The sequence below is a fragment of the Bacteroides faecium genome (genome assembly GCF_012113595.1).
Classification (GTDB): Bacteria; Bacteroidota; Bacteroidia; order Bacteroidales; family Bacteroidaceae; genus Bacteroides; species Bacteroides faecium.
The window spans coordinates 6,518,111-6,536,027 of the sequence record NZ_CP050831.1 but is presented as its reverse complement, the minus strand read 5'-3'; the positions used below and the strand labels follow the sequence as shown (position 1 = coordinate 6,536,027).

12 protein-coding genes are annotated in these 17,917 nt (G+C 43.8%); 4 read left to right on the top strand and 8 right to left on the bottom strand.

What is annotated here, in order from left to right; translation table 11 throughout:
* Positions 1-106: 106 nt before the first annotated feature.
* The 8 genes from BacF7301_RS24840 to BacF7301_RS24805 form a co-directional block, all read right to left on the bottom strand.
* Positions 107-1,087 carry a BT_3987 domain-containing protein gene (locus BacF7301_RS24840; RefSeq protein ID WP_167966878.1) on the bottom strand — a complete coding sequence of 327 codons (981 nt, stop codon included), beginning with the start codon at positions 1,085-1,087 and terminating at the stop codon, positions 107-109.
* Between the two features lie 19 nt (positions 1,088-1,106).
* Complete coding sequence (locus BacF7301_RS24835) at positions 1,107-2,105, bottom strand: glycoside hydrolase family 18 (protein WP_167966877.1); 999 nt, start codon at positions 2,103-2,105, stop codon at positions 1,107-1,109.
* Between the two features lie 47 nt (positions 2,106-2,152).
* Positions 2,153-3,301 carry a DUF1735 and LamG domain-containing protein gene (locus tag BacF7301_RS24830; RefSeq protein ID WP_167966876.1) on the bottom strand — a complete coding sequence of 383 codons (1,149 nt, stop codon included), beginning with the start codon at positions 3,299-3,301 and terminating at the stop codon, positions 2,153-2,155.
* A 26-nt stretch (positions 3,302-3,327) separates the two neighbouring features.
* Entirely contained in the window at positions 3,328-4,956 is a 1,629-nt protein-coding gene (locus BacF7301_RS24825; RefSeq protein ID WP_167966875.1) for a RagB/SusD family nutrient uptake outer membrane protein, read from the bottom strand.
* A gap of 21 nt (positions 4,957-4,977) precedes the next feature.
* The gene (locus tag BacF7301_RS24820) at positions 4,978-8,250 is read right to left on the bottom strand and encodes a SusC/RagA family TonB-linked outer membrane protein (RefSeq protein ID WP_167966874.1); all 3,273 of its coding nucleotides are present in this window, start codon (positions 8,248-8,250) and stop codon (positions 4,978-4,980) included.
* A gap of 170 nt (positions 8,251-8,420) precedes the next feature.
* Positions 8,421-9,398, bottom strand: coding sequence for a FecR family protein (locus tag BacF7301_RS24815; RefSeq protein ID WP_167966873.1), 978 nt, complete (start codon positions 9,396-9,398; stop codon positions 8,421-8,423).
* A gap of 291 nt (positions 9,399-9,689) precedes the next feature.
* On the bottom strand, positions 9,690-10,238 hold the full coding sequence (locus BacF7301_RS24810; RefSeq protein ID WP_167966872.1) for an RNA polymerase sigma factor: 549 nt from the start codon (positions 10,236-10,238) through the stop codon (positions 9,690-9,692).
* A gap of 276 nt (positions 10,239-10,514) precedes the next feature.
* Entirely contained in the window at positions 10,515-11,363 is an 849-nt protein-coding gene (locus BacF7301_RS24805) for a helix-turn-helix domain-containing protein (RefSeq protein ID WP_167966871.1), read from the bottom strand.
* A 156-nt stretch (positions 11,364-11,519) separates the two neighbouring features.
* On the opposite strand from BacF7301_RS24805, the gene BacF7301_RS24800 reads away from it, so the two are divergent.
* Genes BacF7301_RS24800 through BacF7301_RS24785 form a run of 4 tightly spaced genes read left to right on the top strand, consistent with a single transcriptional unit; the run spans position 11,520 to position 17,879 of the window.
* Positions 11,520-12,665 (top strand): efflux RND transporter periplasmic adaptor subunit, encoded by a 1,146-nt coding sequence (locus BacF7301_RS24800; protein ID WP_167966870.1) that lies wholly within the window; start codon positions 11,520-11,522, stop codon positions 12,663-12,665.
* Positions 12,666-12,683: 18 nt separating this feature from the next.
* Positions 12,684-15,884, top strand: coding sequence for an efflux RND transporter permease subunit (locus tag BacF7301_RS24795; RefSeq protein WP_167966869.1), 3,201 nt, complete (start codon positions 12,684-12,686; stop codon positions 15,882-15,884).
* 11 nt (positions 15,885-15,895) lie between these two features.
* Positions 15,896-17,260: a TolC family protein gene (locus BacF7301_RS24790; RefSeq protein ID WP_167966868.1), complete on the top strand. Its 1,365-nt coding sequence runs from the start codon at positions 15,896-15,898 to the stop codon at positions 17,258-17,260.
* Between the two features lie 10 nt (positions 17,261-17,270).
* Positions 17,271-17,879 (top strand): TetR/AcrR family transcriptional regulator, encoded by a 609-nt coding sequence (locus tag BacF7301_RS24785; protein WP_167966867.1) that lies wholly within the window; start codon positions 17,271-17,273, stop codon positions 17,877-17,879.
* Positions 17,880-17,917 lie beyond the last annotated feature (38 nt).

Below are 17,917 nucleotides of genomic sequence, written 5' to 3'. Positions count from 1 at the left end.
TTTCATGAATTTCTAATCTATTTTTCATTTGGTTAATTCACTAAATCAATCATGTCATACATAATATCGAACTAACGTTATATATTATCCACCTATTGTAAAACCTTTATTCGTAAATGTCAAGTTCTGACAAGTAAATGTTATTATTATAAGGTGCTGTTGCCGGAACAAATCTTATATAACGAGCTGTCACAGGCCACATGAACTTAATAACTGCATATATGCCAGGAGAATTACTAGTGGTTGCTTGTCCATGATTTTCCCATTGTTCGCCATCTTCACTAATAAATATCCTTATATTTTTCCAAGTATATTGTGCATTCCAGGTAGCCATCCGAAGTCCTACAAGAGAGTGCGATTCTCCTAAATCCAATTCCAAATAATCTCCGGTTTTCCAAGGCACCGTTATACGAGTCGAAGTCTTGCCATCTATTAGGTTTTCCAAGCCAGAGACCTCATTTTGACTTTCATAACGAACGCTCCATTGGGATTTATCCTTTGCCAGAGTTCCATTCATCTCCCATTCTGATGAGAATTCGATATTTTGGAACTGCACATTGGCGATTAAATAGTAAATGTTTCGTTCTGAAGTAATCGTCCGAGGCAAACCTTCCGTCTCCTTTATCTCTATCGGAATCAGGTACAGGCCACTTTCTATCTCTTCCACATTATCCTCGGGAATATAGATTCGTAATGAATCAGTAGATTTAACTTCTCCCTGTGGTATAGTCAACTCCTGATTTTCAATCTTCAGGAATTTTTTATCCAATGCCAAATAATCTTTATTGTTTTGTTCGTTATAAACATCTACAAAATCATTGTTTACGTCAAGTCTCACTTTGGTTGTTTTGTTTGCCGGCATCGTGCTCTTTACAGGGAACTTTGCCTCAACCTTTCCTGTCATGTCCGCAAAAGTCCTTACAACCGATTGCTCATCCATGAGTCTGGGAAAGCCTTTAAGCTCATTAAAATAAACAAATCCTTCGTTGCCCTCTATATCATAGACTTCATCATCATTGCAGGCACAGAAGCACACCAATGACAACATACATATCAATAAAAAATGATTAGTCAATATTCGTTTCATAAGCTAATATTTTAATTGTTTACTTTAATGCCGGATTCTGAATCTGGATACCTGTTCTGATATAATAATAAGGAGTATAGGGTTTAGAGGCAAAGTCGCTTTCAAGAATGTATCCGCTGAAGCCACCTTTACGTCCCTGCTTGGGATTCCACATGGCCATACCTAACACACTTCCAATATTTTCTCCATTGTAGAAAAATTCAGCTCCCTTACTACTATATTGTTCCATATTTTCCGCGCACACAAACTTGTAAGTGGGACAAGCTCCTTTTCCAAAAGTCTCATACTTAGTTTGAAGATCAGAAAAGGAATTCGTTCCATAAGCTTGAGATACATAATAGTCTATTTGTGGCTCAATCCCCGGTTCAAATTCTCCATCAATTATCAACAGCTTACCTGTGCCCGACTGAGGTCCCATAAATTGGGAAAGGGCAAAGAAGAGTCTTTGGGTATATTTATCCCCACCTTCGTCGATACCACCGCCTCCTTTTCCAAAAACACCTCCATCACCATAGTTAGGCTCATAGTCCAGGTCAAATCCATCCAATCCATATTTTTTTACCGAATCGTTTATAGAAACAGCTACCGCATCGATGGCATCCCACAGATTTGCCTCATCCGTACATAATTCCGGAAAGTTTTTGCGCATCAATCCATCTACCGCGCTTCCAAACATACAAGTCACAAAGCGTGTACCTTTCACTTGCTGGCAGAAACGCAGCTCTTCCCAATCGGCTTCTGTCTTGGGTCTTCCACTCCAAAGGCTGACAATATCGATACTATCCGGCAATGCGATGTATCGCGAACTCATCTCAGAAGTGCCGGTAGTACCACTACGTCCCCACCAGCCATAAGCAATGGAGTGTTCGCTTTTCTTATAAGCCCTTAAATTGGCATAATATTCCGGACTACCCACTTTGGGCTGAGTCTCATGCAACACAGTATGCTCTATATCCGTTTCACAAGCTACATTAACTACGGAAAAAGCTATTAACAACAGATATATTATTTTTTTCATATTCCAAATCTTTTTATTCATACTTTTACTTTTCCACACTCATACACTTAAGGATATGTTTCTTCCTGAAGCCAATTAACTGCACCATTGTTCTTAATTTGCAAATCGTGCTTACCCTTCGCATCCTTAGCGATATTTCCAGTACCTTCGTCAAAACGGTAGTAAACCAACAAATCCGGATGCGTAGCGTCTACCATATTAGGATATTTCTTAATCTGACGCGATGTACGTACTGTTTTCCAGATTCTAAATTCGTCCACTACCATACCTGTTCCTGTAGCATACGATGCTATGGAGAAAGATTTACTTGCATTAAATGGGCCTCCATTGGAAACAGTTGACTGTTGTTCTCCGTCAAAATAAATGGTAATAGAACCATTATCGTTGACAACGGCAAAATGATACCACTTGTTTAATGAGACACTGCCAAACTCACCTATAAAGCTCGAATCCGGGAATCTGACATTCATAACTCCGCTGGGTGAGACGATAATTTGTAAACCAAAGCCATTAAACACATCGGAACGCCAGTTACCCGCAACAAAGAAACCCTTTGTCATTTTGATTTTTCCCTCTATGGTGATGGTTCCATACGGCAATTCTTCCATCTCAGGACCAAAGATACACTCCGGCTCTATCATGTGGAAACCTTCGTTTATTATCGCTGCGGCAGGAGAAACCACTTTTTCTGCCAACTCCAACACGATGAAATCAGAACCATCTATTACAGACATTCCCGATTTCATGGTATTTATTTTCAAAGGAATAGCATAATCTACACCTCTTTTGTAATCATCCCATTTCTTCACGTTCACTGTCACACCTTTAGAGATAGCCGCGTTATCGGGAATCTTCACATTGGATGAAGAGAGTGTAACAGCCTTTTTGGGGATATATTGATATTCTGTCTTATACTTTGTATTGTATTCATTCAAGAACTGTTCGTCCATAATCTCCAATGACACTTCAATGTCTTGTGTCATCTTATAGGTGGATGCAATTGTAATATCAAAATTACCTTCTCCATTATCCAATGTCACACTGGCATTATTGGTAGTCTTTGCCTGTGCGATATACAGCTTATTCGAGAAATCCACTTCTTCCTCACACGAAGAGAAAAGAAAAGAGAAAGAACAAGCCAAAAGCAGCATGCTGTACAGCTGCATCATCATACGAGTTTTATTATCTTTTTTCATATATCCGTCTTTTTGAAGTTTCACATTTAAGGTTTCTTATCCCACCACAGTCTGGTTCCTCCATTATCCGAACCGCCTAACAGTTTAATACCTTTCAACAGATTCTCTTCGTTGGTTCTGTATTCACTGGTTGGATAAGGAACTCTTCGAATCTGGATATCTGTATTGATGGTACCACCGCTATTGTTTACATGAACCGGGAAGAGTTTCGGATAACGTGTTCTGCGGAACTCGCTCCATGCCTCTTGTCCGTTGGGATAAATGGCAATCCATTTCTGTGTGATGATTCGTTCCAGTTTTTCTTCAAAGCCGGCACCTTCGTTCCACTTTATCGTAATGGTACTCAACCTGCTTCCCTCTCCAATGTTATGAGCAGACGCCATTTCATCCTCATACGTTTTCGGCTTACTGGTCTCATCGGCAAGGTAAGCGGAAGCATCTCCAGCTCTCCACTGTTCAAATGATTTCCGGATTCCTTCTTCGTAAAGGCTCTGTGCCGTTCCTCCCATATTCCATTTGCGCAATGCACCTTCGGCACGCAAGAAATAGGCTTCGGCTGCTGTCATCCAGATAATTTCGAAATCGCTTTTCAGTTTCGAATAACTAACGTATCTTTTTGCCTGAGCATCTGAAATCCGCAAACCGCTACGCAATCCCAAATAGACTCTTGGTACACGTTCTTGCGTGTTGGTGATATCATCCGGATTCGTAGCCGGTTTGAAATAAGCACTCAGACGCGGGTCCTTATATCCGACCAGGAACGACTCCATATTCGCACTCATTCGCGCCTCGTTATAGTCTTCGGTAAGACCTCCTAAAGGATTATTGTATGTCCGGCTACTGCTATCTACTCCACGGATGATAGCATTGGCATCGTTTTCTGTCATGACTCCATAACTATCGTTAACAGCTTCTTCTGCCGCCTTTTGGGCTGCTGTCGCATCCACATACGCCATGCGCATGGCGATTCGTAACTTCAGGGTATTACCAAATTTCACCCATTGTGCATAGTTTCCTTTATATACATCGTCAAAGAGCTGCAACAAACTGGAACCCCTTTCGGCATACGGTTTTAACGTCTCTATCGCAGTGGTCAACTCCTCTAGAAAAGAGTGATAAATATCACTTTGAGAATCGTATTCACTGCCGATTCCCTCACCAGCCTTTGAGTAGGGGATAGGACCAAAACTGTCTGTTGTCCGCTGGGCTGCATAGATTTTAATCATCTGTGCGACAGCGAACAAATCGGGGTAATCGTTTTCCGTACGTTCTTTGATAAACTTCCAGTTACCCATAACACCCGTATATAAGACGGAAAAAAGCGAACCATTCCATCCCATCGAAAAGTTGTAGGTCAGTCCATCGCCCGATGTACTCCAATTGTGTGTCTGTCCGTGATAACCTCCATATACATCACCATGCAGATTCTCTACGTTCTGATAGGCATTTGTAGAACTAGACCCTGTACCTCCGTAAGGGAATATGTTTTGAATCATCTTCACAAAGAAAGCCCCTAAGAAGATATTATCCATCTGTAGGTCGTCTTCCGTCACATTATTGGGGTTTTGATTGTATTCTGCAAACTTATCCGTACAAGCCGTGCTTAATACTCCGGTCAGCACCAACAACCATATTATTGATTTAAATCTGTTCATATCTCAATCTTTTACATGCAATTAAAAATTCACTTTTACGCTAAAGCCCAAAGATTTCAAGCTCGGCTGCATAAAATAGTCAATTCCCTGATAATAGGTACCGGTAGAAGCCGTGCTTTCCGGGTCGAATGGAGCTTTGTTATAGAACATAAACAAATTTTCTCCGGTCAGTGCCAGATGGATACTTCCTATCTTATTGTACAACCACTTGCCCGGAATCGTATATCCGATGGCCAGATTCTTCAAACGAACATTCGTTGCACTATACACATATTCGGACAAGATACCATTCAGACCGTTACCCATCGTCTTATAATAATCGGCAACGCTCGACAATTTTCTTCCGTTCACCATCACGTAACCCAAATCACGAGCCTTTGCCGATTGTTCTGAGACACCATACGCATCAAGTATCGCTTGGGTTGCCGACACGCCAATACCCCCAAAACGTCCGTAGATGCTAAAGCTCAAATCGATGTTTTTGTAACGGAAGGTGTTGTTGAAACCTAATGTACAGTCCGGTGCGGCTTTACCTGCAAAGATTACATTCTTATCGTCCGGCATTACCTTTCCGTTTTGCACCACTACATAACGTCCTTGGTCGTCCATCTTTAATGTAGAGACATACACGTCTCCCAACGTTCCGCCTACAGCAACTTTCATTGAATAACTTCCGGCACCGCCTTTTTCAATCACATCGCGGGTAATATACGTTTGAGACTCTTCATCGTAATAATTGTCAATCAGTTTGTCCACACGGTTCTTGTTCATGGTGAATGTCAAATATGAATCCCATGAGAAATCTCCCCACTTATCTTTATATCCCAACGTTGCCTCTATACCTTTATTCGTAACCTGTCCGGCATTGATATAAAATGAAGAGTAGAACGAAGATGCCGAAATAGGTACATTAAAGATTTGGTTGGACGTACGTGTGTGATACCAGGTAAAGTCAAGGCTCAACTTATTTTTGAACATCTTCAAATTAAATCCGGCTTCCACACCTTTTGTCTTTTCGGGTTGCAACGTCAAAGACGGTTTGATACCATTACCAAAGTCGGGTGAACCGGCTGTTACCGGATAAGTCTGCTTACCAGTTACAAACGCAGGAGGCGGATTACCTACGGTCGTATAGTTGGCTCTCACTTTCAAGAATGAAAGAACATCCGACTTCATGCCGCTGAACGCTTCTGTCAGAATGGCCGACATACCTACCGAAGGATATACGATATACAACTGTCCCGTTCCGTAAAGTTGCGACCACCAGTCCGAACGAACCGATGCATTCAAATACAGCATTTGCTTGTACGAAACTTCTGCGTTGGCATACAATGCCTGGTAGTTCTTACTGGTCGGCAAAAGGCTACTTGCTTCTCCTGCTGCATTACCTGTATGAAACAGATTCGGAATAGCTCCGTATGGAATGTAGCAGTCTACAGACTGACCTTGATTTTTGTTCTCCATAAAGCTATATCCGATGTTTCCTGTCACACCAAATGTCTCATTGAAGGTCTTGTCGATATTGGCCATTACATCCACATAATATTGCTCTGTCAGTGAGATGCCACGTGAGTAGCGACCGGAAGCACCTGCAAACAACTTATTGGTAGAAGCATACAAATTGGTCTCCGACAGGCCATTGGTATATTCCATCTTGGCACGTCCCATCAGTTTCAACCAATCGAACAATTTGTATTCCAGGTTCAAGCCTGCATAAAACCGATGTTTCTTATTAATAAATTTCTCTCTATTAGTAATCCAGTAAGGGTTCTGCATTCTGAACTGGTCGTCAGCAAACGGCCAATATTGTGTCGGGAAGTTGCGCGACTCGTCATATCTTTCGTATGCTTGTATGGCACTCCAATTACCGCCTGCCGGGAAAAGATAGACCGGCACAAGAGGGTTGTGATACAATCCCTGCGCAAACATATTCTGGGTTTTCTGATTAGAATACATCAGGTTAAAAGAGACCGTCATCTTATCGTCCAGCAATTTGGCTGTGTTTTTAAATGTAAAGTTGTATCTGTCCAGATTATTGCTCGGCACAATACCCTTACCGGTTAGCACAGAGGCAGAGATGAAAGTCTGATTGGTTTCAGAACCGGTAGAGAATGTAACCGAATGAGATACCGAACGTCCTGTCTGGAAGAAATCCTTCGGCTTATAACTGCCCGGAGTATCCAGTTTTTCTCCCCAACTGGTGAGGCTTCCCATCTCAGTTTGTCCATATCTGTTCTGGAATTCCGGAAGCACAAAAGGAGTAAGGAAGGAAGTACTGTTAGAATAGCTCAACCGGGGCTTTCCTACAGCTCCCGATTTCGTCGTAATCAATACAACACCATTCTGTCCTAAGCTACCATATAGCGAAGCGGCAGCCGCACCGGTCAATACAGACATCGACTCAATGTCTTCCGGGTTTAAGGACGAAATATCATCCGTAGTGGTAGAACTGGCAAAGATACTGTTTATCTCTCCACCGCTGTTGATTACGGGAATACCGTCAATCACATACAGTGCATTGTTATCATAGTTGATGGATTTTGTTCCACGCATTACCACACGGGCAGCTCCACCCACACCGGCCGAACTGGTGTTAATCGTGACACCTGCCACTTTACCGATAAGGGCATTCATGAAGTTGGCATTCTTCACCCGGGTCAGATCTTCTGAAGTTATTTTCTGCACATTGTAGCTTAACGCCTTTTCGGCACGCTTAATACCCAAAGCCGTTACTACCACTTCATTCAGTTCTTTCGAGTCTTCTTTCAAGACAATGGTAAAGTCTCTCTTGTTGCCCACCTTTATCTGTTGTGAAACAAATCCGATATAAGAGACGTTAAGCACTGCATCTTGCGGAACATCCAGCGAGAAGTTACCGTCAATGTCTGTAATCGTACCTTTGCCTGTAGGAACAATGGCGATGTTCACTCCAATCAAAGATTCCTTACTCTCGTTGATTACGGTTCCTTTAATGGTAAACTTCCTGGAATCATTCTTTGTCAGTACAATCCGTTTGTTTACTATTTCATAGTTAATCTGCAAAGGAGTCAGCACCTTATTTAATACATCCTTAATGGCAGCTTGTTTGACCTCTATGGATACTTTCTGCTCCAAATCGAGGTTGTTGTACATAAATGTATAATCTGTTTTGCTTTCGACAGCTTCAAAAAACGCTTTAAGGCTCTGCTGTTTTAAAGATAGGTCTATTTTCTGAACATTGGTTTGAGCACCCAAAGGATGCGCAATCAACAATAAAAAGAAGATATTAGCAAGTATCCTTTTTATTTTTCTCATAATATTACATAAAGTAAAAAGATAATGATTATTTTTGTATTTCTCAATATATATGCACAGCTTTATCAAATACATTATTGATAAAGGGTTGGTAGCCATTGTGTCATATATCTTAATAGGACATGGGGACTGCACTCCTCATGTTCTTTTTTTGTCTATCTAAAGTCTGTTTATCGATATCTGATTGTTACCTCCTCTCCTTTAATTTGATAATTAATTGACGTGATTTTATTGATTAGATCTAACATTTCCTTTAATGATTCGGTCTTAAGCACGAAGCCGTATTTGGTTGATAAGTCCAGATTCTCCACCTGTATATCCACTCCATACCATTTCTCTAACTTATGAAAGACCTCCATGGCGGGTGTGTTTTCAAACCGGAGCATATTCTTTGTCCACAAGCATTCAAGCTCTGCATTGCACGATGCCAGGTGCCAATCCTTCAGATTCTTGCTTATCTGCACTTTTTGATTGGGTTTCAGGTTGACGCCTTTGCTCTTTTCTTTGTCATTTTCCACTCTGACGGCTCCTCGAAGGAGAGAGACATTCATGGTTGGTTCGTCCGGATAGGCATATACATTGAATGCCGTGCCGTGTACCACTACATTGACATCGCCTGCTTTTACCGTGAAAGAGTGTTTCTGGTCTTTGGTGACATCAAAAAAGGCTTCTCCCTTTAGAGTGACTGTACGATTCTGATTATTAAACTTAGACGAATAGCTTAAATAAGAATCCGAGTTCAGCCACACCTTGGTTCCGTCCGGCAAGAATACTTGGGTTTTATGTCCATTCTCTGCAAAAACCGTAAAGAGCTCTTCTTCTCCCTGACTCTTTCCGAAGTAATAGAACGAAGCAGCGGTGACAAGCAGCGGCAATAAGATGGTAGCTGCATACTTGGCCCAAGAAGAGAAAGAGGGGCGCGATTTAGGAACAATCACTCTCTTCTCTATTTTACTCAAAACATCCGATTTTATGTGAGCGTCCATCGTAGGGATTTCCTGCGTCTCTTCCCACAAAGCAGAGAATGTCTCATCCAATATTTCATCGGTTGCCTTCTCTGCTTCTGACCGAAGAACCGTATATTCCGACGGAGTAACTTTCTCCGAGAAGAATCGCCTTAATAAATCCTTGAACAAATTCTCTTTCATTGTACTTTTCCACTTGTTTATTAGATATACGTAGAAGGGCGAAAAAAGTCCCGACTGTTTTTATGTGTTGTATAACATATCGACGGGAAACTGCATAATTGGACGATTAGGAAGCGGAGCTAAAGAGAGCAAGGTATGTTGAAAGAAGAGAGAAGGGACGAGTTAGGGACACCAAAGAAAGAATCCCCAATCGGTCATTAGCAATAGGAGTATGGTACTTTCTAATGACCGATTGAGGATTAAGAGAGGGTTAATTACGATAAACGCAGCTTTTTGTCATCAAGGCTCTGATTATAAAAGGCTGCTCTTTAATAGATTCATGGCAAGAGTCAGTTGGTTCTTTACCGTCTTTTCCGAAATCTCCAACGCCTCCGCTATCTCTTGGATGGAGCGTCCTTTCCTCTTGCTCAAATCAAATATCAATCGTTGTTTGGGTGTCAGTTGTTCTACTGCTTTATCGATTCGTTTTAAAAACTCATCGAAGTAAATCTTATTTTCGACGTTGTTCTCTCCACATTGTTGGTATGCGTCGCTTTGGACGTAGAGTTCAAAGTCTATGCTATCTATCTTCTTGCGGAAAGAGTCGATAATCAGATGACGGGCAATGGTATAGAGATAAGCCTTGAAGGAGGTATCTAAAGAAAGTGATTCCCGAGTCTGCCAAATGCGCAGGAAGGTCTCTTGCAGAATGTCTTCTGCATCAGCGGGCGATTTGGTTAAATTCAGTACGAAGCCATAAAGCAAATCGGCATATATGGCATACAATCGCGTAAAATCCGTATAAGAACCGGACTTTACCCCTCTTACTAAATCAATATGTATGTGCTTTTCCGTAGTCATTATTCTATTCTAACGTCTGTTCGATACAGCTCTTAATTTTATTTGTTTGAAAATTAAAAGCATAGGGATAAACGTATTCAATCTACAGTGATTCATTTATAACACTAGAATGATTGTTACTGTATTTTCTGTGGCTAAAGTTACGTAGATTTATTGTATGGGAGATGATTTTTTGCGAAGAATTTATCGTATAACAAGAAAAATAGATGTTTGAGGATGCCTTCTATGCTCCGTAACAACTTTGACTGTATGCGTGATGCGGAATCTGACGATTGTCTACATGGAATATTTACTCTGATACTCCTTCGGCGATATACCTTCATGCCGTTTGAAATATCTTCCCAGGTACGACTGGTCGGGGAAACTTAACCGGTCGGCTATTTCTTGTATTGTCAGTTCGGCAGACTGAAGCAGTACCTTTATCTCCAGGATAGTGAAATCATCAATAATCTTTTTGGCGGAATCTCCTGTTACACTTTTGCAGATACCGGTCAGATACTTGGTGGAAATACAAAGTTTGTCGGCATAAAAAGTCACTTCCCGTTGGGAAGTACAATTGGCGTGCACCAGTGCAATAAAGTTCTTGAAGATTTCATCCTGCCGGCTTCCGCCTTCAATTTCCTGTGCATCGAAATAGCGATAACATTTATCATAAATATCGAGCATGAAAGACTGGAGATGATTCTTGGCTATTTGGTTTCGGAAGCGATTCTCGCGGTCTTTGTAGATGGCAGTCGCGGCACTTATCAGTCCGTTGATGGCTCCGGTATTCTCTTCCGGGAGAACATAGCATGGATGCTCCTTTATAAACCGGAAAAAGATGGGTTCGAAACGCATACAGGCTTCTATAAACATTTCTTTGGGGAATCCGAAAAAAGAAGCTGTGAAATCGCTGCTGCTGCCATTGATACGGATAATGGTTCCCGGCAGAAGTACTAATTGAGTATTTTCTACCACTTCATAATCTTTTAGGTCAATCGTGACGTGTGCCCACCCTTTGCGGCAGAAGTAAATGGCACCCCCTTCCAGTTTCCACAGGTAGTGCATGACAGGAGCTAACTCCTCATCAATTCCGGCGATGAAGGGTTCGCGAAGTACGGCCAGGTTAGAGTTTCTTTGTTCCATATAGGTTTCTCTTTTTGCGGGCAAAAATAGGGATTTTTTGCTAAATATTAGCTTTGATGTTCCGAAAATGAACAAAACTGAAGATACTATGTCTGGTTTTCTGTGGTAAAAAGAGTCTACCTTTGCCGCGTTCAAAATTTAAAAATAGGTAACACAATGAGTAAAAAGATTAGTAAAGTGAAGCAGGGACTATTGTTACTCTGCTGTCTGATTGCTGCGACAGGCTGTAAGCAAGCTCCACCGGCACAAATGGAGGCTGAATACGAAGTAATGACTGTATCTCCGGCCGACCGGATGATTTCGAGCGCGTATTCGGCGACCATCCGTGGACGTCAGGATATAGACATTTATCCCCAGGTAGGCGGTACGCTGACCAAAGTCTGTGTGACGGAAGGCCAACGGGTAAAGAACGGACAGACACTGTTCATCATCGACCAGGTGCCGTATGAAGCAGCCTGGCAAACCGCAGTGGCAAACGTTGAGGCTGCACAGGCTTCCTTGGCTACCGCACAACTGACTTATGACAGTAAAGAGGAACTGTATAAGGAGAATGTAGTTTCCTCTTTCGACCTGAGTACGGCGAAGAACTCCCTGCTGGCTGCCAAGGCACAGTTGGCACAGGCAAAAGCCCAGGAAGTGAGTGCCCGCAATAACCTTTCTTACACAGTAGTGAAGAGCCCGGCTGACGGAGTGGTAGGTACATTGCCCTATCGCGTGGGAGCGTTGGTTGGTTCCAGTCTTCCCGAACCGTTGACAACCGTTTCTGATAATTCGGATATGTACGTTTACTTTTCTATGACGGAAAACCAGTTGCTGGGATTGATTCGCCAGTACGGCTCTAAAGAAGAAGCATTGAAAAGTATGCCGGCTATCGACCTTCAGTTGAATGACAAATCGTCTTATTCCGAACAAGGACAGATTGAGTCCATCAGTGGAATAATCGACCGGTCGACGGGTACTGTCAGTCTGCGTGCGGTATTCCCTAACAAGGACGGATTGCTGCATAGCGGTGGCGCTGGAAATGTGATTGTCCCTGTCCGGAAAGCGGGCTCTCTGGTTATTCCGCAGGGTGCTACGTTCGAAATACAGGACAAGAGATATGTATATAAAGTAGTGGACGGCAAAGCACAGGCAAACCTGATTCAGGTGACACGTGTAAACGGCGGACGTGAATTTATTGTTGACGAAGGACTGGCACCGGGAGATGTAATCGTGGCGGAAGGCGTAGGATTGCTCCGTGAAGGTACACCGATTAAAGCCAAGACAGCACAGGCTGCCGCTCCGACAACTACTGAAAACTAAACAAAGGAGGAATCATCCATGAATTTAAGAACCTTTATTGAACGCCCTGTATTATCGGCAGTGATTTCTATCACGATTGTCGTAGTGGGTATCATCGGGTTGTTCAGTCTACCCGTTGAGCAATATCCCGATATTGCTCCGCCTACCATTATGGTGAGCACCAATTATTACGGTGCCAGTGCGGAAACTTTGCAGAAGAGTGTAATCGCACCGTTGGAAGAAGCTATCAATGGTGTGGAAGACATGACATATATGACCTCAACGGCTACCAATGCCGGTACGGTAAGCATCACCGTTTACTTCAAACAGGGAACAGACCCGGATATGGCTGCTGTCAATGTGCAGAACCGTGTGTCACGTGCTACGGGACAGCTCCCGGCAGAAGTAACGCAGGTCGGTGTGACCACTTCCAAGCGTCAGACCAGTATCCTGCAGATGTTTACGCTTTCCAGTCCGGACGATAGTTATGATGAAAACTTCCTGTCCAACTATCTAAGTATCAATATGAAACCGGAAATTCTCCGTATCAGCGGCGTAGGTGACCTGATGATTTTGGGCGGTGAATATAGTATGCGTGTATGGATGAAGCCGGATGTAATGGCACAGTACAAACTGATTCCGTCGGACATTACTATGGTGCTTGCCGAACAGAATATAGAATCGGCAACAGGTTCGTTTGGTGAGAACTCCAACGAAACCTATCAATATACGATGAAGTATAAAGGGCGTCTGATAACTCCGGAAGAATTCGGCGACATTGTCATTCGTTCCACGGATAACGGTGAAGTCCTGAAACTGAAAGATATTGCCGACATACAACTGGGACAGGATAGTTATGCTTATCACGGTGGTACGGACGGGCATCCGGGTATTGCCTGTATGGTATTCCAAACGGCGGGTTCCAATGCGACCGAAGTCAATCAGAACATCGACAAATTTCTCGAAGAAGCCCGCAAAGACCTTCCGAAAGGAGTGGAACTGACGCAGTTGATGAGTTCGAACGACTTTTTGTTCGCTTCCATCCATGAGGTAGTAAAGACCTTGATTGAAGCCATCATCCTGGTTATTCTTGTAGTGTATGTTTTCTTGCAGGACTTCCGTTCCACATTGATTCCTTTGGTGGGTATTGTGGTTTCGCTGATTGGTACGTTTGCCTTTATGGCGGTGGCGGGATTCAGTATAAACTTGCTGACCCTCTTTGCACTGGTACTCGTTATCGGTACGGTGGTGGATGATGCCATTATTGTCGTCGAGGCGGTGCAGTCACGGTTCGACGTAGGATACAGGTCATCCTATATGGCAAGTATCGACGCAATGAAAGGTATCAGTAATGCTGTTATCACCTCTTCATTAGTGTTTATGGCTGTATTTATTCCGGTGTCCTTCATGGGCGGTACTTCCGGTACGTTCTACACGCAGTTCGGTCTGACCATGGCGGTTGCCGTAGGTATTTCCGCAGTTAACGCGTTGACGTTGAGTCCGGCTCTGTGTGCATTGCTGCTGAAACCTTATATAAATGAAGACGGAACGCAGAAGAATAACTTTGCGGCACGCTTCCGTAAGGCATTCAATTCGGCTTTTGACGTGATGATAGAAAAATACAAGAATGCTGTATTGTTCTTTATCAAACGCAGATGGCTGACCTGGTCATTGTTAGCTTGCTCCGTAGTATTGCTTGTGTTCCTGATGAATACAACCAAGACCAGTTTGGTGCCTGACGAAGACCAGGGTACGGTATTTGTCAATGTAAGTACGGCGGCAGGTAGCTCGTTGACTACGACCAATGACGTGATGGAACGTGTTGAAAGCCGTTTGATGGGTATTCCACAGGTGGCACACGTGCAGGAAGTGGCAGGTTACGGATTGCTCGCCGGACAGGGAAGCTCGTTCGGTATGTTGGTGCTGAAACTGAAAGACTGGTCTGAACGACCGGAAGAAGAGGATAATGTACAGGCTGTTATCGGTCAGATATACGGTCGTACGGCTGATATTAAGGACGCAAGTATCTTTGCCATTTCTCCGGGTATGATTCCGGGTTACGGTATGGGTAATGCACTGGAACTTCATATGCAGGATAAGATGGGTGGCGAAGTAACCGATTTCTTTGCGACTACGCAGCAGTATCTGGGAGCATTGAATCAGCGTCCTGAGATTGCGATGGCTTATTCTTCGTTCGACGTCCGCTATCCGCAGTGGACGGTGGAAGTAGACCCGGCAAAATGTAAGCGTGCAGGTATCACACCCGATGCTGTGTTGAGTACACTTTCCGGTTATTATGGTGGTCAGTATGTGTCTAACTTCAACCGTTTCTCTAAAGTATATAGAGTAATGATTCAGGCAGACCCGCAGTTCCGTCTGGACGAGACTTCACTGGATAATGCTTTTGTACGTATGTCGAATGGGGAGATGGCTCCGTTGAGCCAGTTCGTTACACTGACACGTACCTACGGTGCGGAAACTTTGAGTCGTTTCAATATGTACAACTCTATTGCAGTGAATGCCATGCCGGCTGAAGGATACAGTACCGGTGACGCTATCAAGGCAGTACAGGAGACAGCGGAACAGTCTCTTCCGAAAGGATATGGCTATGACTACGGTGGTATCACCCGTGAAGAGAATCAGCAAAGTGGTACGACGATGATTATCTTCGGCATCTGCTTCCTGATGATTTACCTGATTCTGAGTGCATTGTACGAGAGCTTTATCATTCCGTTCGCCGTTCTTTTGAGTGTGCCTTGCGGATTGATGGGAAGTTTCTTGTTCGCCCGTATGTTCGGACTGGAGAATAACATCTACTTGCAGACTGGTTTGATTATGTTGATTGGTCTGTTGGCTAAGACAGCTATTCTTCTGACGGAATATGCAGCAGAGCGCCGTAAGGCAGGTATGGGACTGATTGCTTCTGCTGTCAGTGCGGCTAAAGCCCGTCTGCGCCCGATTCTGATGACGGCATTGACCATGATTTTCGGTCTGTTCCCGTTGATGATGTCCAGTGGAGTAGGAGCTAACGGTAACCGTTCATTGGGTACGGGTGTAGTCGGTGGTATGACTATCGGTACGTTGGCGTTGCTTTTCATCGTGCCTACCTTGTTTATCGCTTTCCAATGGTTGCAGGAACGCCTTCGCCCCGCGCAAAGCAGACCTACCGAGGACTGGCAGATTGAAGAGGAAATCAAGATAAGTGAAGAAGAAAAGTCTAAAGCTGGAAAGAATGATTAAAATAATAACTAATGAGAAAAATAATAATCTTATCCGCAGCAACGCTTGTATTGAGCAGTTGCGGTATCTACAATAAATACAAACCGGTATCGGAAGTTCCCGAGGGACTTTACGGCAGCGAGTCAGTCGCTGCCACCGATACGGCAAACTTCGGTAACCTCTCGTGGAGAGAGGTCTTTACCGACCCGTACTTGCAGACTCTGATTGATTCGGCTTTGGTACGAAATACGGATATGCAGACAGCCCATCTACGTGTGAAGGAAGCGGAAGCTTCGCTCTTGACGTCCAAACTGTCTTACCTGCCTTCTTTGTTTCTCGCACCGGAAGGGGCTGTCAGCAGTTTCGACCGCAGTAAGGCTACGCAGACTTATTCATTACCCGTGACAGCTTCGTGGGAACTGGATATTTTCGGAAAGGTAACGACGGCAAAACGTCGCGCGAAAGCTGCTTATGAGCAGAGCAAGGAATATGAGCAAGCCGTTAAGACGCAACTCGTCGCTACTATGGCAAATACTTATTATACATTGCTCATGCTCGATTCGCAGTATGAAATAGCTGTTGCCACCGAATCTGCCTGGAAGGAAAGTGTGAAAACCACCCGTGCCATGAAGAATGCCGGTATGGTGAACGAAGCCGGATTGGCGCAGACGGAAGCTACCTATTATAATATATGTACGACCGTGCTTGATTTGAAAGAACAAATCAACCAGGCAGAAAATTCAATGGCATTGTTATTGGCAGAGACTCCCCACGAAATCCAACGTGGCAGACTGGGAAACCAGCAGTTGCCGGAAAACTTCTCCGTAGGTATTCCTTTGCAGATGCTTGCCAACCGTCCCGATGTACGTAGTGCGGAGTTTTCACTGGCACAGGCTTTCTATACGACGAATGCCGCCCGTGCCGCTTTCTACCCGTCTATCACATTGAGTGGTAGTGCCGGATGGACGAACAGTGCCGGAAGTATGATTATCAACCCGGGTAAGTTTGTGGCTTCTGCCGTAGCTTCTCTGACACAGCCTTTATTTAATAAAGGAATGAACGTGGCACAGTTGAAAATAGCGAAAGCCCAGCAGGAAGAAGCCCGTCTCGGCTTTGAACAGACTTTGCTGAACGCAGGTGTGGAAGTCAACGAAGCATTGGTGCAGTATCAGACTGCCCGTGAGAAAGCGGCTTTCTACGAAAAGCAGGTTACTTCTTTGCAGACGGCTGCCCGGAGTACGAGTCTTTTAATGAAGCATGGCAATACCACTTACTTGGAAGTATTGACCGCGCAACAGACATTGCTCAACGCGCAGCTTTCTCAAGTAGCCAATCGCTTTACCGAAATCCAGGGCATGATTACTTTGTATCAGGCATTGGGCGGCGGTCGGATGTAAGGAGGTATATATGAATACTGAAACACTACGCGGCCGGATACTCGACTATACAAAGCGGGAAATGTCCCTGCATGGTGTCAGTGGACTTACTATGGATGATATAGCCAGGGGAATGAAGATGTCGAAGCGGACGCTTTACAAACTCTTCCCCAGTAAGGCTTATCTGTTCCGTATCTGTCTTTCTGATTCTGCTAAGACGGTCAGAAACTATATACAGCAGAAGCAGTTACGAATGGATAGTTCATGTATGGATTTGCTTTTCACGACAGTGAACGGATATCTCACACTGTTGCACTCGTTAGGGAAAACTTTGTTGCTGGACATCAACGCGGACAAGGAATATCGCTCTTCCTTTGAACGCGAAGAGGCTTTTTGGCTGCAACAGTTTATAGATGTACTGACGCATTGCAAAATCTGTGGTTATCTGCTTCCCGAAGTCGAACCTGACAGTTTCGCAACGGATTTGCAGGAGGTAATCTACAAAAGTTGTCTGCAAGGCACTCCGTATGTGGTGCAGCGTATGATGAACTATACACTTTTGCGGGGACTTTTCAGAGTAGATGGTATCCGGTATATTGATGAACACCTGGAACCTGATAAATTTAATGTTTGTGTATAAGAAGAGAGAGGTGCGTCCGACGAAAGAAGGGCGCACCT